The organism is Williamsia sp. z34, assembly GCF_059553395.1.
The window spans coordinates 147,858-171,399 of record NZ_JCANWW010000003.1; the positions used below are offsets into that span (position 1 = coordinate 147,858).

Genomic DNA, 23,542 nt, shown 5'->3' on the forward strand with positions numbered 1-23,542 from the left:
CTATAACGCGTAGCTGCGCATCACACCTTTACTGATGATCGTCTTCTGGATCTCACTGGTGCCTTCACCGATCAGCAGGAACGGCGCCTCGCGCATGAGGCGTTCGATCTCATACTCTTTCGAGTACCCATAGCCGCCGTGGATACGGAAGCTCGCCTGTGTGACCTCGGAGCAGTACTCACTCGTCAGGTACTTCGCCATACCCGCGGCCACGTCGTTGCGTTCACCGGAGTCCTTCAGCCGGGCCGCGTTGACCATCATCAGATGTGCCGCCTCGACTTTGGTGGCCATTTCCGCGAGGGAGAACGATATCGCCTGATGCTGGGCGATGGGCTTCCCGAACGTGCTGCGCTGCTGGGCATATCGCGCAGCCAACTCGAACGCCCGGATCGCCACACCGCAGGCACGGGCCGAGACATTGACACGTCCGACCTCGACACCGTCCATCATCTGATAGAAGCCCCGACCAGGCTTGTCGCCGAGGACCATGTCCGACGAGATCCGGTAGTTGTCGAACAACAACTCCGTGGTGTCGATCCCCTTGTACCCCATCTTGTCGATCTTGCCGGGAATCGTCAGACCCGGTGCCACCTCACCGAATCCGGCCGGCTTCTCGATCAGAAAGGTGGTGAGGTTCTCATGCGGCTTGGCCGCACCCTCATCGGTGCGGACCAGGGCTGCGACCAAGGTGGAACTGCCACCGTTGGTGAGCCACATCTTCTGACCGTTGATGACATAGTCGTCTCCGGATCGCTGGGCCCGGGTTCGGATCGCCGCGACGTCTGACCCCAGCTCGGGTTCAGACATCGAAAAGGCACCGCGCACTTCACCTGTCGCCATTCGCGGAAGAAAATGCGCCTTCTGTTCCGGGGTCCCGTGCTGGCGGATCATGTAGGCCACGATGAAGTGGGTGTTGATCACACCCGACACACTCATCCAGCCGCGGGCCAACTCCTCGACACACAGCGCATACGTCAGCAGCGACTCCCCCAGTCCGCCATACTCTTCCGGGATCATCAGCCCGAACAGACCCATCTCGCGCATCGTGTCGACGATTGCCTGCGGGTAGGTGTCTGACTGTTCGAGGGCCTGCGCGTTCGGAATGATGTCGCGGTCGACGAAGTTGCGAACGGTGGACAAGATGTCGATCTGAACCTCGGTCAGGTCATGCGTCTGCGCCAGGCGCGTCATCTACTCTCCTTCTCGGGTGGCCGGCGTCGATACCCGAATGGCCCCGCGGGCCTCGAGATCGGCAATTGCCTTCTCGCTCAAGCCCAGGCATTCGCGGAGGACAGTGGCACTGTCATCACCGTTCGCGGGCGCGGGCCGCGGAGCCGGATACCGTCCGTCGATCGACATCGGCGTGGTCGGCGCAAGGTAGGAGCCGATCCGCGGCTGATCGACCTGCTGGAACATCGGATTGTCGGTGACGCGCGGATCGGCGGCGATCTGTTTGAAGGTCCGATAGCGCTCGTAGACAACAGCTGTCGTACTGAGCTCCTTCTCCACCTCGTCGATGGTCCGGTCACGGAACCAGATCGAGAACAATCCGCTCAAGACGTCGCAGTGGCGAAAGCGATCTCCGTCGTTGCTGAAGTCAACGCCCAGTGTGATTTCCAATGCAGCCACGGCGTCGGCGGTACCGGTGACGGCGGCGAGGTCGCGGAAGTGTCGCGGCGTGACCGCGACAACCATGATCGTTTCTCCGTCAGCGGTGCGGAAATCGCTTCCGTAGGTGCCATATACGAAATTGCCGACCCGGGGCCGGTCGGGTCCACCGAGCTGCACTTCGGCGAGATAGCCGAGGTGGCCGATAGTCGCCAACGCGACATCCTCGAGGGGCAACACGATTTGCGCCCCTTCCCCGGTGCTCGCCCGGCGGTGCACCGCAGCCGTCACCGACAGGGCCGCATACAACCCGCAGGCCACATCCCATGCCGGGAGCACATGGTTGACCGGTGCTCCCAGGGCGGTCGGGCCGGTGACGAGAGGAAATCCCATCGCAGCGTTGACGGTGTAGTCGACCGCACCGCGCCCATCCGCGCGGCCGAGCACCTGGACGTGGATCAGGTCGGGCCGGTCTTTGACGAGGTTGTCGTATTCGAGCCACTCCCGTCCGGCCGCGTTGGTGACGACAATTCCCGCTTCGAGGATGAGTTCACGGATCAGCGCGGTGGCTTCCGGATCACGAAAGTTCGCAGCCAGCGACCGCTTTCCCTGATTCAGATTCGCCCAGTAGATCGACTCGCCGTCCTCGGTGACCGGCCAGCGTTTGTAATCCGCGGCGCCCCCGATCGGATCGACGCGGATCACTTCGGCGCCAAGCGATCCCAGGGTCATTCCGGCAAGGGGTGCTGCGACGAAACTGGATACCTCTATGATTCGTAAACCCGCCAACGGTAACGCCTGGGGTTTGCTCTCCGAACTCATCGGACGGTGGGCACAGTGCGAAAGGTCATGGGTCCACCTTGCATTATGGGCCTATAAAGGGGAAGGGAAACCCTATGCGCGAGGTTGTCATCTGTGAACCGATTCGCACTCCGATCGGCCGTTACGGCGGAATGTTCAAGTCGCTCACCGCAGTCGATCTCGGTGTCGCTGCGATGAAGGGGCTGCTCGAACGGACCGGAATCGCACCGGACAAGATCAACGACGTCATCCTCGGTCATTGCAACGGCAACAGTGAGGCACCGGCAATCGGCCGGGTGGTGGCGCTCGACGCCGGACTACCGGTGACCGTCCCCGGTATGCACATCGACCGCCGCTGTGGATCGGGCCTGCAGGCAGTCATCCAGGCGGCCTTCCAGGTCGGCAACGGTGACAACGAACTGGTTGTGGCCGGTGGTATCGAATCGATGAGCAACGCCTCGTTCTATTCCGTCGACATGCGATGGGGCGGCGCCCGCTCCGGCATCCGGATGCACGACAGCCTGGTCCGGGCCCGATCCACCGCAGGTGGACAGTTCTATCCGGTACCCGGCGGCATGATCGAGACGGCAGAGAACCTACGCCGTGAGTACGGCATCAGCCGGCTCGAGCAGGACGAACTCGCCGTCGCCTCCCACGCCCGGGCCGTGGCCGCCCAGCAGGCCGGGATCCTGGCCGAAGAGATCGTGCCGGTGACCGTCCCGTCCCGCTCCGGTGACCAGGTGATCGACACCGACGAGCACCCGCGGGCCGACACCACGGTCGAGTCGCTCGGGAAATTGCGACCCATCATGGGCAAGCAGGATCCCGACGCCACCGTGACCGCGGGTAACGCCAGCGGTCAGAACGACGCCGCGTCACTGAGCATCGTGACCACCGCCGAGAAGGCCGCCGAACTGGGCCTGACCCCCTTGGTCAAGCTCGTGTCATGGGGTGTGGCCGGCGTGGAAACCAGGGTGATGGGCATCGGGCCGGTCCCGGCCACCGAGAAGGCACTCGCCAAGGCCGGACTCGGACTCTCCGACGTCGACCTCATCGAACTCAACGAGGCATTTGCCGCGCAGGCGCTCGCCGTGATGCGGGAGTGGAAGTTCACCGCCGACGATCATCAGCGCACCAATGTGCATGGTTCCGGTATCTCGCTGGGCCATCCGGTCGGCGCAACCGGTGGCCGGATGCTGGCCACGCTGGCCCGGGAGATGCAGCGACGCGACGCCCGGTACGGGTTGGAGACCATGTGCATCGGCGGCGGTCAGGGTCTGGCCGCGATCTTCGAAAAGGTCTGAGGCGAGATCTACTGGTCGAGCGGACGGATTTGGTCGAGGTCGATCCGGACCTGTCGCTGAGCTGATCCAACCCCTCGGCGGTTCAGGCGTCGATGTAGAAGTCGAGGTCGAGGGGTTCGGTACCGCCGTACGTGGACAGGTCGGTGACACCAGCGTTCTTGAGGACGTCGGCGTCGATCAGAACCTCACCGGTGGCCGACGACGGCCGCGCCAAGATCAGTGTGGCGGCGTCGGCCATGACCTCGGGCTCACGCGCATGCGAGGCGGCCTCGGGGTCGGCCTGCAGGTTCTTCACGGCAGCGGTGGCGATGGTCGTCTCCGGCCACAGACAGTTGCTGGCGATGTTCTGGTCTGCGAACTCGGCCGCGAAACCGAGGGCCAAGACCGTCATCCCGTACTTCGAGAGTGTGTAGGCCGGGAACTTGCCCAGCCAGTGCGGCGACATGTTGAGCGGGGGCGCGATGGACAGGATCTGCGCATTCGGTGATTTCGCCAGATGCGGCAGCGCTGCCTGGGTCAGCGAGAACATGCCCCGGACGTTGACACCCTGCATCAGGTCGTAGCGCTTGAGTGGCAGATCGGCGGTCCCGGCCTCGTTGATGACGCTGGCGTTGTGGATGAGGATGTCGATGCCGCCGAAGGTCTCGACAGCGGTCGCGACCGCCCGCTGTACGTCGTCGTCGACACGCACATCACCGACCACACCGACGGCCTTACCGCCCGCCGCGGTGATCTCGTCGACTGCCGTGTGAATCGTGCCCGGCAGTTTCGGATGCGGCACGTCGGTCTTGGCCAGGAGCACGATGTTGGCGCCCCGCTTGGCCAGCGCGATCAGGATGGCGAGGCCGATACCGCGACTGCCGCCGGACATGAGCACGGTGCGGTTCTCGAAAGCATTGGGAGCCAACGACTCCAGCTGATTGTCCGACATGGTTCGACCAGAGCCCTTCGACGATGTGATGCGCGATTCCTGCAGGTTACCAGAACGTCATTCTCATTTGCGAGAGGCACCCTCTACCGACTACTCCGGCCGCGACCGCGCCACTGCTCGAAACCGGGTACGCGGATACGCATGACACACGGAGTCCTCACGACGAGAGTTGTCCTCGGGCCCATCGGAGAGCCCCGAAAGCCACGACACGTCTACGAGCGAGGAAACGATGAAGACCTACAACGTCCAGCCCGGCGACACCCTCTTCACAATTGCGCAGCGCGAGTACGGCGACGGCACCCTGTATCCGGTGATCGCGCGCCAGAATCACCTCGCCGATCCCAACGTGATCAGCATCGGACAGCAACTCCAGGTTCCGTATGTGACCTTTCGCCACAAGTTCTCGACACCGGACAGCTCCGCGGCCCGGCAGGCGATCACGCAGCATTATTACGGCACCACCGACACCGCGACCCAATTGATCTGGGAGCTGATCAACGGCGTCGCCCAACGTCCGATTCAACCGGGTTCATGGCTACTCATTCCCGACCTCGCCAACCCCGGTCACCACACCGTCGTCACCGGCGACAATCTGCACGAACTGGCCTTCCGCTGGTACGGCGATGACCATCTTCGCATCATGCTCGCGCACGCAAATCAACTGCCGCACAACGGAACCCTCACTCTTGGTCAAGTCCTTATCATCCCCGGCCTGAATCGACGCGCCCACGTTGCCGGCGACACACTTCATACGCTCTGCCACGCCGAATACGGCAACGATAATCTCGATACCTGGCTCGGGGTCGTCGCGGCGGCCAACCATATTTCTGCCCCCGATTCCCTGTTCTCCAATCAGGTGGTCCATTTCCCGAGATAAGCGAATTGATCCCGGCTGTAACACAACAGAGTCACCCTTTCGATAGGCGGAGAAAGCCGACCACCAAAGGGAGAAATCATGCGCATTGCGAAACGAATATCGGTATTGGCGGGCGCGATGCTCGCCGCCGCAGGATTGGCCGTGGCCGGGGCCCCCGTCGCATCAGCCGCACCCATCGGCCCCACCCTCACCGCCGCGCCGGTATCCGTCTACCAGGTGCCGGCACTCGGCCTGCAGATCAGCGGACTGGCAGTTCCCTGGCCGCTGTTCGTCTCGGTCGATGCATCTTCACCGGCGCCGGGCCGGACCACCTTCACGGCTCCCGGCAGCCCGACAACCTGCTCGACCAGTGCGGCCAGCGCCCTGATCCGGATCAACTATCTCAACCTCGGCACCGGTGCCGCAGGAGCCACCACAGTCAAACTGTGCCCGTACTACCTTGACCCGGCACCCACCGCGTCGACCGTGGCCACCGGCTCTGGACCGGTGGCCATCACCGTCTCCATCGACGGTTCCCAGGCCTATCCCAATGCAGGTCAGCCGTCACTTCCGGGCGTCGGGGGCTTCGTCGCGCCCTGACCCGGGAGTTGTCTGATCCGTCACCGGTGAGCCGGGGCGTACCTGTCGGTCGATAGGCTGGCTGGCGGTGCCGTCTGCCGTTGACGGCCACTGACACCGCGGGCGAGCATCTCGCGGTGCTCGGAGCACGAAGGAGCCAGACGAATCCGATGATCGACGCGAAGCTGCAAGACCTCTACGACGAAGTGATCGCCCGCAACCCGGGTGAACTCGAATTTCACCAAGCAGTCAAAGAGGTACTCGACAGTCTCGGCCCCGTGGTCGAGAGGCACCCGCAGTACACCGACTCCGCGATCATCAAGCGTCTGTGCGAGCCGGAACGTCAGATCATCTTCCGCGTGCCCTGGACCGACGACGACGGGCAGGTGCAGATCAACCGCGGTTTCCGGGTCGAGTTCAACTCCGCGCTCGGCCCGTACAAGGGTGGCCTGCGGTTCCACCCCAGCGTCTACCTGGGCATCGTCAAGTTCTTGGGCTTCGAGCAGATCTTCAAGAACGCCCTGACCGGCCTACCGATCGGCGGCGGCAAAGGTGGCTCCGACTTCGACCCGAAGGGCCGTTCGGACGCCGAGGTGATGCGTTTCTGCCAGTCGTTCATGACGGAGCTCTATCGACACATCGGCGAGCACACCGACGTCCCCGCCGGTGACATCGGCGTCGGCGGCCGCGAGATCGGCTACCTCTTCGGCCAGTACAAGCGGATCACCAACCGATACGAATCGGGAGTGTTGACCGGCAAGGGCTTGTCGTGGGGCGGTTCACAGGTGCGCACCGAGGCCACCGGATACGGCGTGGTGTTCTTCGTCGGCGAGATGCTGAAGGCGGCCGGCGAGTCCTTCGACGGGAAACGCGTTGCGGTGTCCGGGTCGGGCAACGTCGCCATCTATGCCATCGAGAAGATCCACCAGCTCGGCGGCACCGTCGTCGCATGCTCGGATTCGAGCGGATATGTCGTCGACGACAACGGCATCGACCTCGAACTCCTCAAAGAGATCAAGCAGACCCGCCGCGGACGTATCGCCGAATACGCCGAAGCCCGTGGCGGCAAGGTGGCATTCAGTAGCAGCGGCACGATCTGGAACGTGCCGGTCGACATCGCCCTGCCTTGTGCGACCCAGAATGAACTCGACGCCGACGACGCGAAGGCGCTCATCGCGGGCGGTTGTTCCATCGTCGCCGAGGGCGCGAACATGCCCACCACACCCGAGGCGACGCGCCTGTTTGCCGACTCCGGCGTACGGTTCGCGCCGGGCAAGGCCGCCAATGCCGGTGGCGTGTCGACCAGCGCGCTCGAGATGCAGCAGAACGCGTCACGGGACTCGTGGTCGTTCGAACACACCGAAGCGCGTCTCGCCGCGATCATGCGCAACATCCATGACACGTGCCTGCACACCGCCGACGACTACGGAGTTCCCGGCAACTACGCGACCGGCGCGAACATTGCGGGCTTCACCCACGTTGCCGACGCGATGATCGCGCAAGGTCTCATCTGAGTCGTCTTTCCGGACCGGCGAGCGGTCGACCCCGTCACCTCAGCGATTGCGGCGCCAGATCGCAGCCGACAACAGCGTCGCGAAGCTGCACCAGCCCGCGTAGGGCACCAACGCGGCGGCCGCGGTCGACGACGCCGGCGCGGCGCGACGAACCAGGTCGGCACTGCTCGCCGCGAGCGCCGCGGCGGTCACGGTGGCGGCGCCGGTACGGTGCGCTTTGAAGAACACCCAGGTCCAGGCACCGTTCAGGATCAGATTTGCGGCCAACGCACGCTCGAAAGCTGCCGCGTCGATGTGACGCATGTCGTCATTCAGTGCATCGATCGTTGCCGCCGAACTGATCGCGACGTCGGCGTACAACGCTGTCCACACGATCGGGAACACTGCTGCCGGTGGCTGAAACGCCGGCTTCGACAACCGTCGATACCACTTGGAGTCGGTGTCTTTCGACGCGATCGAGCCGACCACAGCTGTGATGGTGACCGCGCTGGCGGTTCTGACAATCGAACGCATACCGGCACTCCCGTCGGATGTGGAACAGTCTCACCGCCAACGTACTCCCGGTGACCGGACCGCCCACCTCATCTCCGGGAGAAGCCCTGCCCCCTAGACCAGCGGACGCCCGAGGCGGGACCGCAGGCGTGCGTCCCAGAGAAGCAGACGAAAGCCCAACTGGGACAGCCACAACGACTTCCGCCGCTCACGCTCGACGAGATCGGCCACATAGCCGTCGAACCACTCCTGGTCCGCCGTCGTCCACGGAACCCGCAACGCCTCCCGGAACGGGGGCGGCAGATAACCGATGGTCCGTCGGTATTTGACCGGGCCATAACGTTTTTTGATCACCGGATGCGCGTAGTCGAAGTTCGCGATGCCGAGAAGGAACTCACGGATCTCGTCCGATATCGAGATCTCAGCCGCCTGCCGATCCCAGTATTGTCCGAACTCCGCCCGCGTGGGTGGCCACGCCTCCGCCGGCATCTGCAACGTGGTGCCACAGACCTTGCCCTGCCGGTAGAACGTCTCCCGGTCCTCACCCGCCAAGGGGCCGTGAACCCTCTCGTAGATGTCCTCCCACCCGAGATACAGGCAGGCCGCAACCCACAGTTGCAGATCGACGTTCATTGCGTCGTAGTCGACCGGACTGGTCTCGTCGGAGCGAACCTGCACGTGCTGACGATTCACGGCCTTCCGAAAGTTCTTGCGGTCGTTGGCATTTCCCAGGACGGCCACCGCCAGGTACGCCCCGGTGGTGCGCGCCCGCTTGACCGGATGCAGATCGAGCCGGCCGCTCTCGACCTTGCTGCGGGCCACGCCGTAACCCACGGCAGGATTGGCCAGTTGCATGATCACGGTGGCCGTGCTCATCGTCCGCCCCATCGACAGCAGCGACTTGGCGAAGAAGCTGCTGTCGATCCGATCCATCTCGTCGCGCGACATCCGGCCGCCACTGTTTCCCATCGGCCCCCCATCATCTGATCACCTTTGTTTTCAGAATAGGGCAGGGACCCCCGGGCCCGCCGGATCTGTTCAGGCGGTGACGTTGCGCGGCACCACACCGCGGGCCAGGGTCAGCGGAAGGTCGTTGTACGTGGCGATTCCGGGAGCGGCGCCGATCACGGCAGAGATTGCGTGAATGGGCGGCAACGCGGTCATGATGTGGCCGAGCTTGAGGAAGTCGGCCATGGTTTCCGCCTCGTAGTAAGGCGGAGGAAGGAATCCGATACTCATGTTCACCGTCGGGCGGCCGTCGATGGTGATCTTCCAGCTCTCGGCTCCGATCTGCCAGTCCGGTTCGAGGGTCTGCCCCTTGCGCCATCGAACATTCACGTCGATGAGCGTCGTATTAACCACGCGTCCTTGCCAACTCACATACACACCGGCAACACATCCCGCCGGAATCATCCACGAACCCAGATCCACGTCGGCCGTTGTCTGCGCATACTCGGCCTCACAGACGATTTCGTCGAGTTCGACGCCGAGTGAATCGGCGACAAGCCGGACCGCCTCGGCGAAAACCGCGGTTCCGGTGGCGGCCATCGGAGCCAGATTCGGGTCGTCGATCGGAGTACCGAATCCGACCGGCCGTTCCGTGTCCGGCGAGTCGTAGAAGGTTGTGTCCGCCGCTTCGGCGATCGTCACCTTGTCGACCCGGTCGCACGCATTCGTCGCGACGATGGCCAAGAGTTCGGCGAAGCCTGGACTCACACCGGAACCGAAGATCGTCGATCCACCGACCTCGCAGGCCTGCAGGATCCGGTCACGGCCCTCCCCGAGATTGTGGCCGGTGATGAAGGACGCCGAGGTCACGACGTTGGCGCCCGACGACAGGATCGTGACCAGTTCGTCGACATCGATCCACATGGGGTTGTAGACCACCACGTCAGGTTTCAGCGCCAACAGCGCGTCGATGTCGTTGGTCGCCGTGACGCCCAACGGCTCGATGCCGCAGAGTTCACCGACGTCGCGACCCACCTTGTCCGGAGACCAGGCGAAACAACCGATCAGGTCGAGCGTGGGATTGGCGGCGATCGCCTTTGCGGCTTCGACTCCGACATTTCCGGTGGTCCACTGGACCACGCGGTACGGGGTGGCGTTCTTCTGTGGCATAGCTGCCTCGATTCGAGTCCGGGTTTCCCCTATGACTACACGGCAGCGCGCGTGCCGATACGCACTTTCGGAATCTTTTTCCCGACCGGGGAAAAGAGTTCAGATGGACGGTGACATCAGCGCCCGACGCCGTTCCAGACCCGCGATGATCACATCCAGATCGAACTCGAGTTGTCCGTCGTCGGAGCCTGCGTTCTGTCTCACCGCGACCAGGCTGCGGAGCACGGGAAAGTCGGTATCCGGTGCGTTCAGCAAGGTGCGGGCCACATCGGGTACGTCGGGATGGATCCTGCTGTCGGTGGCCTGGACCGTGTCCCGACCGGTCGAGTAGGCCACCTCGGTCAACAACGCGAGGATCCGGCCCGCCTCGTCGACACCGAAACCGGCGTCGACCAGGCTCTGCAGCACCCGCTCGACCGGGGCCAGGGTTCGCACGCCCCCGGCGCCGGGCAGCCGGATGTACATCGACAGGGCCCCCACCGTGACAACCGCATCCCGCGTCGCGCCGGCATACCGGCGGATCACCTCACGCCAGTCGGCGCCGGCCGGTAGATCCACCCGACTCAACGCGGACTCGAACACGTCGAGGGCGACCAGCTCACGCAAGCCGTTGAGATCGTTCACGTGATAGCTGAGGGCTTTGCGGTCGACACCCAACACATCGGCCACCGCCTGCATCGTCATGGCGTCCGGCGGCAGGGCGCGGGCAGCTCGGACGATGCCCTCACGACTGATCCGGGCAGGGCGCCCCCGGCGCGCAGCAACCGGATTCTCACTTGCCGACTCCGACAACGCGCACCTCCCTGGGGCTCGTGGCCAACACTAGTTCAGGGACCGGTGCAGCCAGGCGAAGTCTGACCAGAAGTATGGGCAAGCCTTTCGGGAAGCGGCACACTGAAAAACATGACCGAGAACTGGGCCGCCGCCGACAGGTACTTGAGTGATGTCCTGATCGGTGATGATCCCGCGCTCGACGCCGTCATCACCGCCAACGCCGAAGCGCAGCTACCGGCGATCGATGTCGCACCTGTTCAAGGCAAGTTCCTGCACCTGCTGGCACGAGCGATCGGCGCGCGCCGGATCCTCGAGATCGGCACACTCGGCGGATACAGCACCGTGTGGTTGGCGCGGGCAGTCGGGGGCGACGGTCGCGTCATCACGCTCGAATACGAACCCCACCATGCCGAGGTGGCCCGGGCGAACGTCGACCGCGCACTGGTCGGTGAACGCGTCGAGATCAAGGTCGGTGCGGCGTTGGACATCCTGCCGACCCTGCCCGCGGATGCCCCGTTCGATCTGGTCTTCATCGACGCCGACAAGCCGAACAACAGCAACTACGTACGCGCTGCGCTGCGACTGTCGCGGCCGGGCACCGTCATCGTCGTCGACAACGTCGCCCGCGACGGCGCGATCGCCGACCCCGCCCAGGACGACGAACGCGTGGTGGCCTCCCGTGAGGTACTCGAGCTTCTCGCCACCGACCCCCGACTCGATGCCACCGCCCTGCAAACAGTCGGGGTCAAGGGCTGGGACGGATTCGCAATTGCACTTGTTCAGGACGTCGGCTAGATCTACACCCCCCGGGGGCGACGAACCCGGATTGCACTCACCCCAGCAGCCGGCCCTTTCGGGCACTCCCGAAAGGGCAGACCTCAGTACTCACTGAGATGAAATGCGCTGTGCCCAGCGATAATAGGAGCGGTCACGGAACTGAGGTAGTCGACTACTCACGGCTTCGGGAAGCTCCACCCCGAGCCTTGACGTACTGCGAATCAATCGACCGCAGAACGACTACCGAGAGGTGTGACGATCATGTCAACGGACAATGCTGCTACCGCAGCACAATTGAAGGAACAATCCGCCCGACTACGCAATGCCTGGATCAGTGTCGCTGCGATAGGGGTCGCCGTCGGTGGCCTGGCCCTGGCCGCGCCGAGCGCGCAAGCCGAAGTGCAGGGGATCAGCGTCGCCCCGGGTCCGAGCTTCCTGACATCGGCGCAGCACGGTTCTGGCTGCACCTACAAGGTCACGATCGACGCCAACATCAGCAAAGGTCCCATCTACTTTTGGGACAGCGCCCCGGCGGCGTTCGGTCAGCTCTCCCCGGTGCCGGCGGCGAACTCTGTGTCGGTCATGTGGACGCCCCTGGGTACCGGCCCACACAAGATCACGGCGTGGCAGTCCGGTGGTGGCGAGAAGTCGACGGTTCAGTTCGACGTGGCAGTCGGCCACGATTTCGGATCGTCCTGCTGGGCACTTCCGTTTTGAGCACCGGCAGCACCCCCCCGGGTGCAAACGCGGCCACCCCTGACCGATGGTTCGATCAGGGGTGGCTGCATCAGGTTTCGGCACCCAGGACGAATGCCTACGCCCGCGTCAGGAAGGCCAGCACCGCAGAGAGCCATGCCTCTCGTGCCTCGATCATCGTCCAGTGCCCGCAGTTCGGGAACACATGGAGTTCGGCGTTCGGGATGTCGCGCATCGGCAGGAGGGCCAGGTCCACCGGACTGACCCGGTCGTCGCGGCCCCAGGTCAGGAGCGTCGGCGACTTCACCTTTTGCAGCTGAGCCCAGTAGGGCACCGCGTCGGCGGAATTGTTCGCCGCGATCGTCGCGGCAAATGCCTTGCTGCTGTACATGCGTCGGGCGATCTCCAGCGTGGTGGGCTCGGTGGCCAGCTCCCAACGCTCGTCGATCAGTTCCTCGGTGACCAGGGCGCGATCGTGGACCATCGACAGGAGCCAGCGGATCAGGCCCTCCCGGGTGGGGTTGTCGGTGAACTCCATCAGCAACTTGATGCCCTCGCTGGGTCCCGAGGAGAAGATGTTCTTGCCCATACCGCCGATGGTGACGAGCTTTCCGACCCGTTCGGGCTCGGCGATCGCAACCTTCGTGGCGACAATGCCACCCATGGAGTTGCCGATGATGTCGACGGGCCCGAGCCCCAGCCCGTCGAGGAACACCCCGACGGCGGACTCTGCCATCACCATCGGATGCCCGTCGACCGGGTCACTCACGCCGAAGCCAGGGAATTCGAGTACCAGGCAACGGAATTGTTCAGAGAGTTCGGATAGCACCCCACGATAGTTACGCCATCCGGTGACCCCTGGACCCGATCCGTGGAGCAGCAGCAACGGCGGTCCGTCGCCGGCCTCGTGATAGCGCAGCACCCCGAGGCTCGTCTCGAGTTCTCGCCGGGTCTGCTCGTAGCTCACGTCTGCGGTCATGGTCCATGACGTTGCCAGCGCGGGCCGTCGGCCACAGCAGGGATTCCGCTGAACGAGACGGGCCGAATGAGGCAGACACCGACACAACTGCTGCCCACCAACGGCTTCCACTGAGCGAAACCCGGCTGTGAACACCCGGCCGTCCCCCTTACGCTCACCGCAACCCGTCGAATCCTCGACGACACAACGGAATCGGAGGTGGATCAGATGTCGATCGAAACGATGTCACAGGCTCAGATGCGCAAAGCATTGGGCCAATTCGCAAGTGGCGTGACCGTCGTGACGAGCATGGACGACGAGGGCCCGATCGGGTTCGCCTGCCAGTCGTTCGCGTCGGTGTCGCTCGAACCGCCACTGATCCTGTTCTGCGCCGATCACCGCGGCCGGTCCTGGCCTCGAATCCGTGACACCGGACGATTCAGCATCAATGTCTTGCACGAGGCCCAGACCGACCTGTGCGCCCGATTCGGTGGTCGCGCCGGCCGTAAGTTCGACGGTCTCGATTGGGAGTTGTCGAAGTGGTCCACACCGTCGCTGCCCGGCGTACTGATGCGGGCGCACGCGGAGATTCACGACGTCCACACCGCCGGCGATCACGACGTGGTGATCGGCCGAGTCCTCGAACTCGAGTCGGTGACCGAGGAGCGTCCGATGATCTTCTTCCGTGGGGCATTCGGGATCGAGCCGTCCCCGACCCTGCTCGACGCCTGAGCCGCGCTCAGCCCTGCGACGCGCGACCCAGCAACTCGCGGGCGCCGGCACTGCCATCGAGCAACCGGGCGGTGCGGCGACGGATCAGCCACCGACCATCGATTCGACCGAGATCAAATCGGTTGGCGGTGACGCGCCAGACCCGGAACGAATCCTCGTCGACATTGCGGCGCAGGAGCAGCGAGTGGCAGGTCGCAACCGCGGTGTCACCGTCGACTCGGATGTGGACCGGGTCCAGCAGGTGCCCGCAGCCCTCGTTGATGTAGTCCTGATGGGGCGCAGTGCGCACCATCTCGGTGATCGCGTCGCGCCCTTCCATCACCCGGATGTCGATGTCGTAGACAGCGTCATCCGCCCACAGCCGCCCCACCGCATCGGCGTCACCGGCGTCGACGGCCGGTCCGTAGGCGGTCAGCAGTTCGTGGATGGCGGCCTTGTCCTCGAGGATCTGAACGCGCTCGAGCAGAGAAGCCACCAGGTCAGCGGTGTCGGTCATATCGCTCCTTCGGGAAGATGCAGGCACCCACAGGTGATGCCGGTCCATCCTGTTCTACCGGGATCGACCCGGCACCACCCCAGGCGTCCCGCTCAACGGAAACCTAGGTGCACCATCACTGGCGCGCTGGGAATGTTGGTCACACCACACCTGCACATCACGTGCAGGCCTTGTCAGTTCCGTGGAGAAATACCCACGCAGTCCCCGGCTCGTCACGGGCCGAATTCCAGGAAGAGTCACGCCATGGGCCAGGTATTGGACAGAATCATGCAGCACGCGGACCAGATCCGCGCGGACGCAGCCGAAGGCGAGTCGTTGATGCGACTCACCGACACGACCGCGAAGAACCTGCGTGAGTCCGGCATCATCCGCACCTTCCAGCCGAAGGAGTACGGCGGCTTCGAAGGTCATCCCCGTGAGGCTGCCGAAACCATCATGGCGCTCGGCGCGCTCGACGGTGCCACAGGGTGGGTCGCCGGCATCGTCGGCGTCCACCCGTGGGAACTCGCATTCTTCGATCCCAAAGCCCAGGAAGAGATCTGGGGCGAGGACAACGACATGTGGATGGCGTCGCCGTACGCGCCGATGGGTGTCGCGGTCCCGGTCGACGGTGGTTACATCCTCAACGGTCGCTGGTCGTTCTCGTCCGGCACCGACCACTGCGGCTGGGTGATGATCGGTGCAGCTGTCGGTGACAAGGACGGCAACCGGACCGGCAAGGTGCTACACGTCGTGCTCCCGCGCTCGGATTACGAGATCGACCAGGACAGCTGGAATGTCATCGGTCTTCGTGGCACCGGCTCGAAGGACCTGATCGTCAAAGATGCGTTCCTCCCCGAGCACCGCACACTCGACGCCGACATCGTGCTCAGCGGTAACGGCTGGCGTCACGCCGGACGCGACGAGACGCTGTACCGCTTCCCGTTCTCCTGCATCTTCCCGCTGGGCATCACCTCCTCGCTGATCGGTATGACCGAAGGTGCGCTGGCCTGCTACGTCGCCGCCCAGAAGGAGCGCGTGCAGGTCACCGGCGTCCCCATCAAGGAGGACCCGTACGTCCTGTTCGCGATCAGCGAGGCGGCTGCGGAGATCAACGCTTCCCGATTGGCATTGCTGGAAACCGTGGACCGCTTCTGGGACAAGACCGATCGCGGTATCGAGATCGGCTTCGAAGAGCGGGCGGCCGGCCGTCGCACCCAGATTTCGTCCGCGTGGCGGGCCGTCCGTGCGATGGACGAGATCTTCGCGCGTGCCGGCGGCGCCGCGGTCCACACCAAGACCCCGATGCAGCGGTTCTGGCGTGATGCCCATGTCGGTCTGACGCATGCCATCCACGTGCCCGGCATGATCTATCACTCCGCCGCCCTCGCGCAGCTCGGCGGTGACCCGCAGGGCGCATACCGCGCAATGATCTGACCCTCTTCGCATTTCAAGGAAAGAAGCCATGACAGAACTTCGGGGTCTCGGTTACCTCAGAATCCAGACGCAAGACGTCGCGCGTTGGCGCGAACTGCTCATCGACGGTCTCGGTATGGCCGTCGGTAGCGGTCCCGAGCCGGGCGGGCTGTACGCCCGCGTCGACGAACGCCGCTCACGCATCGCGGTGCTCCCGGGCGATTCCGACAAGGCACTGGCCGTCGGCTGGGAGGTACGCGACGAGTTCGCACTCCAACGAGTGCGGGAGGCCGTCGAGAAGTCCGGGCGCGCCGTTGAGGTGTTGTCGCGCAAGGAAAGCTCGTATATCGATGCCGAAGCAGCCATCGCGTTCGACGATCCGACCGGGACCCGCCTCGAGGTGTTCTACGGACCGGTTCTGGACCACAGCCCGGTGGTGACGCCGTTCGCCGGTCGCTGGGTGACCGGCGGGCACGGCTTGGGACATGTGGTGCTGCCGACCGCGAAGTTCGATGAGTCGTACGAGTTCTACACGCAGGTACTCGGCTTCCTTCCGCGCGGTTCGATCCGGCTGGACGAAGAGGGTGCCATGCGAGTTCGCTTCCTCGGGATCAACCAGCGGCACCACAGCCTGGCGCTGTGCCCGGCGCCGCCGACCGAGGCACCCGGCCTTGTCCACCTGATGACCGAGGTCGACACACTCGACGCAGTCGGCCAGGCACTCGATCGGGTCAACAAGCAGAAGTTCTCGATCTCGTCGACGCTCGGACGGCACACCAACGACAAGATGATCTCGTTCTACGTTCGGGCTCCCGGCGGGTGGGACCTCGAGTTCGGCACCGAGGGCATGCTCGTCGACGAGCGACACTACACATCGGAAGAGATCACCGCCGACGCCTACTGGGGCCATGACCAGTCCGGATCCGAACCGCTCAAGGCGTTCATCCCGGCGGCCGGCTGACCGCTCGAACCGCAGGTCAGAGCACTTCCCCCGGAAAAGCACCGCGACATTTCTTCGCGGTGCTTTTCTGTGTCCGCTCCCATTCCCTTCGCAAGTCGAACGATGCTGCAGTACGATCCACTCATTGATTGGATGATCAATCAATGACTCATCACATCGCTTTCGGAGTGCCCGTGACCCTCACAGACGACGAACGACCCCAGACCGTCATGGGACGGGTACTACTGCTGCTCGAACCGTTCCGCGATTCCGACAATCTGACGCTCACCGAACTGGCCGAGCGAACCGGCTTTCCCCGGTCGTCGACCCATCGCATGCTCCTGCAACTCGTCGAGGTCGGCTGGATACACCGGACCGGGACCACCTACCACCTCGGCCCGAAGCTGGCGGAGCTCGGATCCCTTGCACAGAGCCACGATCGAATTCATCAAGCCGCCCTCGCGAGCATGTACCAACTGCACAAGCGCACCCGGATGGCGGTGCATCTGGCGGTTCTCGACGGCGACGACCTGCTCTACCTCGAAAAAGTCGGCGGACGTTGGGCCGCAGCACTTCCCACCCACGTCGGACAGCGGCGTCCCGCCCATGAAACCGTCGAGGGTGCCGCCCTACTGGCCCATCGCGACGGCCAAGTACCCGGCGCTGCCGAGCGCGTTCTCGACGGCGCCGCCGGCGAGCAGGTGAGTTGCGTCGCCATCGCCTTTGCCGCACACAACGGCGAGATCGCCGCACTCTCGCTGACCGGACCGGCAGGACGGACACCAGAAGGTGCCCACCGCGACCTGGTCCAGGCCACCGACCTGGTGGCATCGAAGCTCTCTGCCTGAGCATCACCCACCGTGATCCGACCGGAAATCTCCGGGCCCGAGACCCACGTCACGATTCCGGTTTGACCTACGTCACAGTCCTGCTATCGTCATATCAATATTGATTGAGCGCTTGATCAATACGATCCTCAAGCGCTCGCAGGCCACGGCCCCGGCCTGCTGACCGATGGAGGTTTACGTGAGAAACGGCGACGACTTTTCCCCGGCCGTCATCGACCGGGTCGCTGGTCTGCTCGATGAGTTCCGTGACGGCAACGAACTCACCCTGTCCCAGTTGTCCTGTCGCACCGGACTACCGCGTTCGTCGGCCCACCGACTGCTCTCGCAACTCGTCGAGTTCGGTTGGGTGAGCAGGCACGGCCAGTCGTACGGGTTGAGCCGCACCATGTTCGAGTGGGGCGCGCTCGCCCAACAGCACGACAGCCTGCACCGGGCCGCGCATCCGGTGTTGCACGAGCTCCACGCCACGACCGGATTGGTGGTCCACCTCGCGGTTCTCGACGGCAACGACGTCCGCTACCTGGACAAAGTCGGATGCAGTCCGGTCGCGCTACCCTCACGGATCGGCGGGCGCCAACCGGCCTTGCGGACCGCGCTCGGCAAAGCGCTCATCGCACACTCCGGGGTCGATCCGATGCGCAACCGCTCGGCAGTGGCGTCCTTGAAGTCCGTGGGTGACAACGACGGGCTACGCCACGAGATCGCCCACATCCGCCAGCGCAACGTGGCGTACGAATGCGAGGACTCCGTGCCCGGTGTCGCGTGCGTGGCCGCCCCGATCGGCAACACCCGCACCTGCGTCGGCGCCCTGTCGGTCACCGGGCCGGCCGGCAGCGTCGACACCGTCACCTTGGCGATGCCCCTGCGGGCCGCGGCCAGGGCGATCTGGCAATCCCTGGGCGACAGCGGATCCGCCCGCCGAGCCGGATGACCCGGTGGGCGCTGCAACCTAGCGGACGAGCGCCTGCCCACCGTCGACGGCCAGTGTGTGTCCGGTGATGTACCGGGCGGCATCGCTGCACAGGAAGACCGCGGCGGGACCGATGTCGGCCTCCGGATCTCCCAGGCGCCCCAGGGGAACCGTGCGGAGATACTCCGAGGCAGCTTCGGGCTCGTGTTCGGCCCACTGTTCCATCGTCTTCGAATTGGCCAGCGGCAGAATCGCATTGACTCGTATTCCGTCGGCCGCCCATTCGCATGCAGCAGTTCGGGTCAACACCCTGACAGCTTCTTTTGCCGCCGCGTAGCCGCCGGTGCCCGAAGGGTTCCAACGGATGCCGGCCGCCGACCCGAGATTCACGATCGATCCGCCATCCTTCAAATACTCATGACAGACCCGCATCATGCGCCATGTTGCGGTGGGGCCCGATTCCATGCCTTCCCGATAGGTGGCCTCGTCGAGTTCGAGCAGCAATCCCGGTGCCGCGGTCTGGGCATTGTTGACCAGCACCGTGATTCCGCCGAACTCGGCTACGATCGCCGGCACCAGCACCTCAACCGCACCGCCGTCGGTCACATCGCAGACAAATGGCACCGCACGACCACCGCGGGCGACGATCTCCTCGGCCACGGCACCGATGGTCGCCTCGGTCCGGCCGACGACCGCCACCTGCGCTCCGGCCGCCGCCAACGCCAGGGCGATACCGCGTCCGATCCCCTGCCCGGCGCCGGTGACGATGGCGGAGTGGCCGTTCAGCGCGCCTGCTTGGAAAGAATGATCGGGGCCGGGGGCAGTCATGCATACTCCTTTGGGAACGTGAACTTTCGGGCCCATTGATCATTTGATCAACGGATGTGGCACAATCAGCAGCGCGTGGGCACCCAATGCCCGCATCCGACAGGGGTATTGCCGTGGATCCGCAAGAACGCAGGAAGTTGATCCTGGATCGCTCAGCTGAGATTTTTGCTCGAAAAGGCGTGTCTGCAACCACTATTCGCGAGATCGCTGAAGCGGTGGGCGTCTATTCCGGCGCGCTCTACCACTACTTCCCGTCCAAGGAAGCGATCGTCACCGAACTCATCCGCGAGTACATCGAAGATCTGTCGGCCCGGTGCAACGACGTGTTGGCGCGGGAGCTGCCACCTGTTGAACGCCTGGTGGCGCTTGGTGAGGTCGCGCTGGAGACGAGCGAGCAGTACCACGGGGCCACCTCGATCTGGCGGCGCGAGGGCGACTACATGCGTGAACGTGTGGTCGAGGCCGATATGGCGGCGACCGCCGACACCATGGAGATTGCCTGGCGCGACGCCATCACCGAAGGCGTTGCCGCCGGCGACCTGCGCACCGACGTCGACCCCAAGCTCTTTCAAGAACTTCTCTACGACTCGTTCTGGCACGCCTCACGTTGGTTCCGGCCGAGCCCCGAGCAGACTTTTGCCGATCTGGCCCGCACCGTGATCAACGTGTTCGTCGACGGGATGCGCCACCGCAACACCTGACCTCTCGACCCTGCACCATCGGAGTGGCAGGGCCGAGAGGCACGGCATCACTCCTGGGGAGCTGCGAGGTTTTCCTCGACCTCTTTGTGCCAGTTCTCGAGGGCACGGGTGGTGTCGACCTCGAACTCGAACCGCTGGGTCATGTCCGGGGTGACATCCTCGACGTCGACGTAGAACTGGCTGTACCAGCGACGGAGCTGGTAGACGGGGCCGTCCTCTTCGGTCAGGAGCGGGTTCTCGATGCGAGACTTGTGCTTCCAGATCTCGATGTCCTGCGCGAACTGCTCTTCGAGTCCGTCGGTGAAAAGCGTTGCCATATCGGCCATCTGCTGATCGGTCATGCCATCGATCTTCTTGACGATCGTGCCGAACTGCAGCACGAACGAGTTCGAGTCGATCGGGTAGTGGCAGTTGATCAGCTTGGACTCGATGGTCGAACCGTCGGCCACGGTGTAGATCGTGTCGAGCATGAACGAGGGGCCGTAGTAGAACGCATCCGAGATCGTCTGGGCTTCGGGAAGATCCATCTGCACGCCGGTCTTGATGTCGTCGCGTCCGTACGAGCGCATGTGCTGACCGGCCACGTGGCCGTCAAAGACGTTCTTGAAGTATTCCGGCATCTGGTAATGCACGTAGAAGAAGTGGGCCATGTCGACGACGTTGTCGACGATCTCACGGCAGTGCGATCCCTCGACGTGAATCGTCGTCCACGTCCAGTCACTCCACTGTCCGTCTTCGTAGCCCTCGATCTCCGGAATCGCAAGCTCTGGAGTCGGTTCGGTCCCCTGCGGGCAGTTCCACACCAGCAGGACGCCGTTGCGCTCCATCGTGGTCCAGGTCTTCGTGCGGGCCACCTTGGGGGTGCGGCGGGCATAGGGAACCGATTCGCAGCGGCCCTTGCCGTTCCAGCGCCAGTCGTGGAACGGGCAGGCGATCGTGTCGCCCTTGATCTCGCCCCGGGCGAGGTTGCCGCCCATGTGCCGGCAGAAGGCGTCGAGCACGTTGATCTTGCCGGTCGAGTCGGCGAACACAACCAGCTCGGTGTTGAAGACGCGGACCTGATGCGGCTTACCGTCACGGAAGTTCTTTGCCAAACCGATGCAGTGCCAGCCACGCGCGAAACGCGTTGGATTGGTGCCGGTGTCGATGTTTCGGATCTCGATGCGCTCTTGCTCGACGGTCATGGGGTTCTCCAGATGGGGTGGGTAGGGAGGTCAAACAGGCTGAAAGTAAACGGCGATCACCGGGAGGCGGTGAAGACTTCTTCTGCGGCAAGGGGCCGGACGGCCGGCTCAGAACGAGTGGTCATCGGAATCTTGCCGTCTTTCACCGCTTCATCGACCGTGCGATCGAGCGCTTCACAGCGCAGCAGGTAGCCACCGCAATCGACGGCAGCGGCCGCGGCCATCTCCCGGCACGTCTGGGAGGCCTCGGCGGTCCATTGGATGCTCGTGTGAGCGGGGCTGTACTTCGCGACGGACACGCGAGCGTCACAGGTGTGGCAAGCGAGAGACTGCAATTTTCCGGATCCCTTCCTCGGATAGACCGAGACTAGGAACCGGGATGTGGCGGGGACCACATGAATTCAGCCCAACGGAACAGATGCGGCACATTCACCACCACCGACGGCGGCAATGTTTCACGTGCAACAACTCTCTGGTCAGCTGACGCCCTTTTCGGGCTCCCCCGAGTCGGGGTCCACAACCGCAGCCTCCCGCACCGCGTGGAACCTCTTCATCACGCGATCGAGGAGGACGCCCAATACCAGAGCGACAACGATGGAGACGCCCGCACCGATCAGTGGTTGATCGTCGAAGAAATCACCGACGAACCGTCCCATCAGGGCCCCATACAGCGCCCAGGTGACACCCGCGACGATGGTGAGGGGCACGAACTTTCTTCGTGGGTAGTGCGTGGCACCGGCAGTCATGTTGACGGCGACCCGGCCGATCGGGATGTAGCGCGCCGTCAGGATGATCACCACGCCGCGTTTGTCGAGCCCGTGGCGTGCCCGGGTGAGCGCCTCACGTGCCTTGGGTTTGCGCATCCACGCGAAGCGATCTGCGCCCACTCTTCGCCCGATCTCGTAGGCGATGTTGTCCCCGACGATCGCACCCAGCGCCGAGACCAGAATGAGCACCGACAGAAATGGCCGACCCGTCGATCCGGACAGCGACGCCAAGGTCATCAGGACCGACTCGCTCGGCAGCGGCGGGAAGAACCCGTCGATGGCGCACAACGCGAACAGCACCGGGTAGACCCACAGCGCGCCGGCCTGGGCGGTGACGAATTCGTTGATCACGTCCATCTGCGCTGCGAACTCCTGCCGTTTGCCGATATCGAGTTTGCCTCGGACGCCGGGTCGGATAGTGGTATACCAGCAATTCAATTCCTGCCCGTTGACTCCCGATCCTCCCCTACGGGCCAACGGAGTCTGGCTCAGACAGTTGCGCTTTCTGCGGCGCGTGGAACCTCCTGGCGCGATCGATGACAAGGCCCATTTGGACTATTCGCACTAGTTTCACTGGTGTAAATTGGTTCCATGAAGATGATCACCAGCACAGAGGCCAAAACGCGCCTCAACGCAGTTCTGGCTGAGGTCGAAAGGTCCGGCATCTCGGTGACGATCACCAATCATGGCCGGCCGGTGGCCGTACTCTCCCCCGTCCATGCCACTCCACGAACATTCGGACAGCTGCCGCATCTCGTCATTCCGGACTCGTTCGATGAACCACTGCCGGAGTCTGAACTGTCGGCTTGGGACGACGCCCGGTGACGTCGATTCTGCTCGACACCAACGCGCTGTTGTGGCTGGTGACAGCCCCCGAGAGAATCGCATCACCCGCTCGCGATCTGTTGTCCGATAGGTCCAACGAGCTCTTCGTGTCGGCGGCATCTACGTGGGAGATCGCAATCAAAACCCGTATCGGCCGCTTCGATGGCGACGCGCTCCTGTCGGTCTGGGACGACACACTGGCGGCCATGGGAGCTACCGGCCTGTCGATCGATTCGGCGGACGCGGCCACCGCCGGCCGCCTGCCCTGGGATCACAAAGACCCATTCGACCGAATGATCGTCGCCCAGGCTGCGCGCCGGGGATTCACGATCGCCACAAGTGACCGACTCCTGATCGACGGCGCGCTCACCCCGGTGATCAACACACGACTGTCCAAATGAACTGCCGGAACCCAGATCAGTAGCAGCTCGCGTAGCTCTAGTAGCCCGAATCGTCATTGGACTTCGAGACAACACGTCCGTTGACACCGGGTTCATCGATAGCCGCC

General features: G+C 64.0%; 27 protein-coding genes. 14 read left to right on the top strand and 13 right to left on the bottom strand.

Annotation, left to right across the window (positions count from 1 at the left end; all coding sequences use genetic code 11):
• Together AC51GT_RS09370 and AC51GT_RS09375 are read right to left on the bottom strand one after the other, a co-directional pair.
• A complete protein-coding gene (locus tag AC51GT_RS09370) occupies positions 1–1,191 on the bottom strand; it encodes an acyl-CoA dehydrogenase family protein (protein ID WP_496328586.1) in 1,191 nt (396 codons plus the stop codon).
• On the bottom strand, positions 1,192–2,430 hold the full coding sequence (locus tag AC51GT_RS09375; RefSeq protein ID WP_496328587.1) for a CoA transferase: 1,239 nt from the start codon (positions 2,428–2,430) through the stop codon (positions 1,192–1,194).
• 74 nt (positions 2,431–2,504) lie between these two features.
• Here AC51GT_RS09375 and AC51GT_RS09380 point away from each other — a divergent pair, with 74 nt between their 5' ends.
• A complete protein-coding gene (locus tag AC51GT_RS09380; protein WP_496328588.1) occupies positions 2,505–3,713 on the top strand; it encodes an acetyl-CoA C-acetyltransferase in 1,209 nt (402 codons plus the stop codon).
• 82 nt (positions 3,714–3,795) lie between these two features.
• On the opposite strand, the gene AC51GT_RS09385 is transcribed toward AC51GT_RS09380, so the two are convergent.
• Positions 3,796–4,644 (bottom strand): SDR family oxidoreductase, encoded by an 849-nt coding sequence (locus AC51GT_RS09385; protein WP_496328589.1) that lies wholly within the window; start codon positions 4,642–4,644, stop codon positions 3,796–3,798.
• A 229-nt stretch (positions 4,645–4,873) separates the two neighbouring features.
• Between AC51GT_RS09385 and AC51GT_RS09390 the strand changes: the two genes are divergently transcribed.
• From AC51GT_RS09390 to gdhA, 3 genes are all read left to right on the top strand, one after another.
• Positions 4,874–5,521: a LysM peptidoglycan-binding domain-containing protein gene (locus AC51GT_RS09390; RefSeq protein ID WP_496324240.1), complete on the top strand. Its 648-nt coding sequence runs from the start codon at positions 4,874–4,876 to the stop codon at positions 5,519–5,521.
• A gap of 78 nt (positions 5,522–5,599) precedes the next feature.
• A complete protein-coding gene (locus tag AC51GT_RS09395) occupies positions 5,600–6,100 on the top strand; it encodes a hypothetical protein (RefSeq protein ID WP_496324241.1) in 501 nt (166 codons plus the stop codon).
• A 149-nt stretch (positions 6,101–6,249) separates the two neighbouring features.
• The gene (gdhA, locus tag AC51GT_RS09400) at positions 6,250–7,593 is read left to right on the top strand and encodes an NADP-specific glutamate dehydrogenase (protein WP_496324242.1); all 1,344 of its coding nucleotides are present in this window, start codon (positions 6,250–6,252) and stop codon (positions 7,591–7,593) included.
• A 39-nt stretch (positions 7,594–7,632) separates the two neighbouring features.
• Here the strand turns inward: gdhA and AC51GT_RS09405 are convergent, their stop codons facing one another.
• The 4 genes from AC51GT_RS09405 to AC51GT_RS09420 form a co-directional block, all read right to left on the bottom strand.
• Positions 7,633–8,106: a TspO/MBR family protein gene (locus AC51GT_RS09405; protein ID WP_496324243.1), complete on the bottom strand. Its 474-nt coding sequence runs from the start codon at positions 8,104–8,106 to the stop codon at positions 7,633–7,635.
• A 93-nt stretch (positions 8,107–8,199) separates the two neighbouring features.
• Positions 8,200–9,054 carry an oxygenase MpaB family protein gene (locus AC51GT_RS09410; protein WP_496328590.1) on the bottom strand — a complete coding sequence of 285 codons (855 nt, stop codon included), beginning with the start codon at positions 9,052–9,054 and terminating at the stop codon, positions 8,200–8,202.
• 69 nt (positions 9,055–9,123) lie between these two features.
• Positions 9,124–10,203, bottom strand: coding sequence for an NAD(P)H-dependent amine dehydrogenase family protein (locus AC51GT_RS09415; protein WP_496328591.1), 1,080 nt, complete (start codon positions 10,201–10,203; stop codon positions 9,124–9,126).
• Between the two features lie 99 nt (positions 10,204–10,302).
• Positions 10,303–10,995 carry a TetR/AcrR family transcriptional regulator C-terminal domain-containing protein gene (locus AC51GT_RS09420; protein ID WP_496324246.1) on the bottom strand — a complete coding sequence of 231 codons (693 nt, stop codon included), beginning with the start codon at positions 10,993–10,995 and terminating at the stop codon, positions 10,303–10,305.
• A gap of 111 nt (positions 10,996–11,106) precedes the next feature.
• On the opposite strand from AC51GT_RS09420, the gene AC51GT_RS09425 reads away from it, so the two are divergent.
• Positions 11,107–11,772 (top strand): O-methyltransferase, encoded by a 666-nt coding sequence (locus AC51GT_RS09425; RefSeq protein ID WP_496324247.1) that lies wholly within the window; start codon positions 11,107–11,109, stop codon positions 11,770–11,772.
• Positions 11,773–12,015: 243 nt separating this feature from the next.
• Positions 12,016–12,471, top strand: a complete 456-nt coding sequence (locus tag AC51GT_RS09430) for a hypothetical protein (RefSeq protein WP_496328592.1) — start codon at positions 12,016–12,018, stop codon at positions 12,469–12,471.
• A gap of 97 nt (positions 12,472–12,568) precedes the next feature.
• On the opposite strand, the gene AC51GT_RS09435 is transcribed toward AC51GT_RS09430, so the two are convergent.
• A complete protein-coding gene (locus AC51GT_RS09435; protein WP_496324249.1) occupies positions 12,569–13,429 on the bottom strand; it encodes an alpha/beta fold hydrolase in 861 nt (286 codons plus the stop codon).
• A 207-nt stretch (positions 13,430–13,636) separates the two neighbouring features.
• Here AC51GT_RS09435 and AC51GT_RS09440 point away from each other — a divergent pair, with 207 nt between their 5' ends.
• Complete coding sequence (locus AC51GT_RS09440; protein WP_496324250.1) at positions 13,637–14,140, top strand: flavin reductase family protein; 504 nt, start codon at positions 13,637–13,639, stop codon at positions 14,138–14,140.
• 7 nt (positions 14,141–14,147) lie between these two features.
• On the opposite strand, the gene AC51GT_RS09445 is transcribed toward AC51GT_RS09440, so the two are convergent.
• On the bottom strand, positions 14,148–14,636 hold the full coding sequence (locus tag AC51GT_RS09445) for a nuclear transport factor 2 family protein (RefSeq protein WP_496324251.1): 489 nt from the start codon (positions 14,634–14,636) through the stop codon (positions 14,148–14,150).
• A gap of 243 nt (positions 14,637–14,879) precedes the next feature.
• Between AC51GT_RS09445 and AC51GT_RS09450 the strand changes: the two genes are divergently transcribed.
• The 4 genes from AC51GT_RS09450 (at position 14,880) to AC51GT_RS09465 (ending at position 18,750) form a co-directional block, all read left to right on the top strand.
• A complete protein-coding gene (locus tag AC51GT_RS09450) occupies positions 14,880–16,052 on the top strand; it encodes an acyl-CoA dehydrogenase family protein (RefSeq protein WP_496324252.1) in 1,173 nt (390 codons plus the stop codon).
• 28 nt (positions 16,053–16,080) lie between these two features.
• A complete protein-coding gene (gene bphC / locus AC51GT_RS09455; protein WP_496328593.1) occupies positions 16,081–16,992 on the top strand; it encodes a biphenyl-2,3-diol 1,2-dioxygenase in 912 nt (303 codons plus the stop codon).
• 173 nt (positions 16,993–17,165) lie between these two features.
• Positions 17,166–17,819, top strand: coding sequence for an IclR family transcriptional regulator (locus AC51GT_RS09460; RefSeq protein WP_496324254.1), 654 nt, complete (start codon positions 17,166–17,168; stop codon positions 17,817–17,819).
• A 178-nt stretch (positions 17,820–17,997) separates the two neighbouring features.
• Entirely contained in the window at positions 17,998–18,750 is a 753-nt protein-coding gene (locus AC51GT_RS09465; RefSeq protein WP_496324255.1) for an IclR family transcriptional regulator, read from the top strand.
• 18 nt (positions 18,751–18,768) lie between these two features.
• On the opposite strand, the gene AC51GT_RS09470 is transcribed toward AC51GT_RS09465, so the two are convergent.
• Positions 18,769–19,557, bottom strand: coding sequence for an SDR family NAD(P)-dependent oxidoreductase (locus AC51GT_RS09470; RefSeq protein WP_496328594.1), 789 nt, complete (start codon positions 19,555–19,557; stop codon positions 18,769–18,771).
• 113 nt (positions 19,558–19,670) lie between these two features.
• Between AC51GT_RS09470 and AC51GT_RS09475 the strand changes: the two genes are divergently transcribed.
• Positions 19,671–20,258 (top strand): TetR/AcrR family transcriptional regulator, encoded by a 588-nt coding sequence (locus AC51GT_RS09475; RefSeq protein WP_496324257.1) that lies wholly within the window; start codon positions 19,671–19,673, stop codon positions 20,256–20,258.
• A gap of 47 nt (positions 20,259–20,305) precedes the next feature.
• On the opposite strand, the gene AC51GT_RS09480 is transcribed toward AC51GT_RS09475, so the two are convergent.
• The 3 genes from AC51GT_RS09480 to AC51GT_RS09490 all read right to left on the bottom strand — a co-directional run bounded on the left by AC51GT_RS09480 (position 20,306) and on the right by AC51GT_RS09490 (position 22,566).
• Positions 20,306–21,442 carry a 3-ketosteroid-9-alpha-monooxygenase, oxygenase component gene (locus AC51GT_RS09480; protein ID WP_496324258.1) on the bottom strand — a complete coding sequence of 379 codons (1,137 nt, stop codon included), beginning with the start codon at positions 21,440–21,442 and terminating at the stop codon, positions 20,306–20,308.
• A 56-nt stretch (positions 21,443–21,498) separates the two neighbouring features.
• A complete protein-coding gene (locus AC51GT_RS09485; protein ID WP_496324259.1) occupies positions 21,499–21,741 on the bottom strand; it encodes a hypothetical protein in 243 nt (80 codons plus the stop codon).
• A gap of 177 nt (positions 21,742–21,918) precedes the next feature.
• Positions 21,919–22,566 (bottom strand): DedA family protein, encoded by a 648-nt coding sequence (locus AC51GT_RS09490; RefSeq protein ID WP_496328595.1) that lies wholly within the window; start codon positions 22,564–22,566, stop codon positions 21,919–21,921.
• A 234-nt stretch (positions 22,567–22,800) separates the two neighbouring features.
• Between AC51GT_RS09490 and AC51GT_RS09495 the strand changes: the two genes are divergently transcribed.
• Positions 22,801–23,034 carry a type II toxin-antitoxin system Phd/YefM family antitoxin gene (locus AC51GT_RS09495; protein ID WP_496324261.1) on the top strand — a complete coding sequence of 78 codons (234 nt, stop codon included), beginning with the start codon at positions 22,801–22,803 and terminating at the stop codon, positions 23,032–23,034.
• On the top strand, positions 23,031–23,435 hold the full coding sequence (locus tag AC51GT_RS09500; protein ID WP_496324262.1) for a type II toxin-antitoxin system VapC family toxin: 405 nt from the start codon (positions 23,031–23,033) through the stop codon (positions 23,433–23,435). The genes AC51GT_RS09495 and AC51GT_RS09500 overlap by 4 nt, the downstream gene beginning before the upstream one ends.
• Positions 23,436–23,542 lie beyond the last annotated feature (107 nt).

Bases quoted from the DNA above. Each gene is read 5' to 3' on its own strand.
- AC51GT_RS09370 (WP_496328586.1), bottom strand. From the start codon at position 1,191: ATGACGCGCCTGGCGCAGACGCATGACCTGACCGAGGTTCAGATCGAC.
- AC51GT_RS09375 (WP_496328587.1), bottom strand. From the start codon at position 2,430: ATGAGTTCGGAGAGCAAACCCCAGGCGTTACCGTTGGCGGGTTTACGA.
- AC51GT_RS09380 (WP_496328588.1), top strand. From the start codon at position 2,505: ATGCGCGAGGTTGTCATCTGTGAACCGATTCGCACTCCGATCGGCCGT.
- AC51GT_RS09385 (WP_496328589.1), bottom strand. From the start codon at position 4,644: ATGTCGGACAATCAGCTGGAGTCGTTGGCTCCCAATGCTTTCGAGAAC.
- AC51GT_RS09390 (WP_496324240.1), top strand. From the start codon at position 4,874: ATGAAGACCTACAACGTCCAGCCCGGCGACACCCTCTTCACAATTGCG.
- AC51GT_RS09395 (WP_496324241.1), top strand. From the start codon at position 5,600: ATGCGCATTGCGAAACGAATATCGGTATTGGCGGGCGCGATGCTCGCC.
- gdhA (WP_496324242.1), top strand. From the start codon at position 6,250: ATGATCGACGCGAAGCTGCAAGACCTCTACGACGAAGTGATCGCCCGC.
- AC51GT_RS09405 (WP_496324243.1), bottom strand. From the start codon at position 8,106: ATGCGTTCGATTGTCAGAACCGCCAGCGCGGTCACCATCACAGCTGTG.
- AC51GT_RS09410 (WP_496328590.1), bottom strand. From the start codon at position 9,054: ATGGGAAACAGTGGCGGCCGGATGTCGCGCGACGAGATGGATCGGATC.
- AC51GT_RS09415 (WP_496328591.1), bottom strand. From the start codon at position 10,203: ATGCCACAGAAGAACGCCACCCCGTACCGCGTGGTCCAGTGGACCACC.
- AC51GT_RS09425 (WP_496324247.1), top strand. From the start codon at position 11,107: ATGACCGAGAACTGGGCCGCCGCCGACAGGTACTTGAGTGATGTCCTG.
- AC51GT_RS09430 (WP_496328592.1), top strand. From the start codon at position 12,016: ATGTCAACGGACAATGCTGCTACCGCAGCACAATTGAAGGAACAATCC.
- AC51GT_RS09435 (WP_496324249.1), bottom strand. From the start codon at position 13,429: ATGACCGCAGACGTGAGCTACGAGCAGACCCGGCGAGAACTCGAGACG.
- AC51GT_RS09440 (WP_496324250.1), top strand. From the start codon at position 13,637: ATGTCGATCGAAACGATGTCACAGGCTCAGATGCGCAAAGCATTGGGC.
- AC51GT_RS09445 (WP_496324251.1), bottom strand. From the start codon at position 14,636: ATGACCGACACCGCTGACCTGGTGGCTTCTCTGCTCGAGCGCGTTCAG.
- AC51GT_RS09450 (WP_496324252.1), top strand. From the start codon at position 14,880: ATGGGCCAGGTATTGGACAGAATCATGCAGCACGCGGACCAGATCCGC.
- bphC (WP_496328593.1), top strand. From the start codon at position 16,081: ATGACAGAACTTCGGGGTCTCGGTTACCTCAGAATCCAGACGCAAGAC.
- AC51GT_RS09470 (WP_496328594.1), bottom strand. From the start codon at position 19,557: ATGACTGCCCCCGGCCCCGATCATTCTTTCCAAGCAGGCGCGCTGAAC.
- AC51GT_RS09480 (WP_496324258.1), bottom strand. From the start codon at position 21,442: ATGACCGTCGAGCAAGAGCGCATCGAGATCCGAAACATCGACACCGGC.
- AC51GT_RS09490 (WP_496328595.1), bottom strand. From the start codon at position 22,566: ATGGACGTGATCAACGAATTCGTCACCGCCCAGGCCGGCGCGCTGTGG.
- AC51GT_RS09495 (WP_496324261.1), top strand. From the start codon at position 22,801: ATGAAGATGATCACCAGCACAGAGGCCAAAACGCGCCTCAACGCAGTT.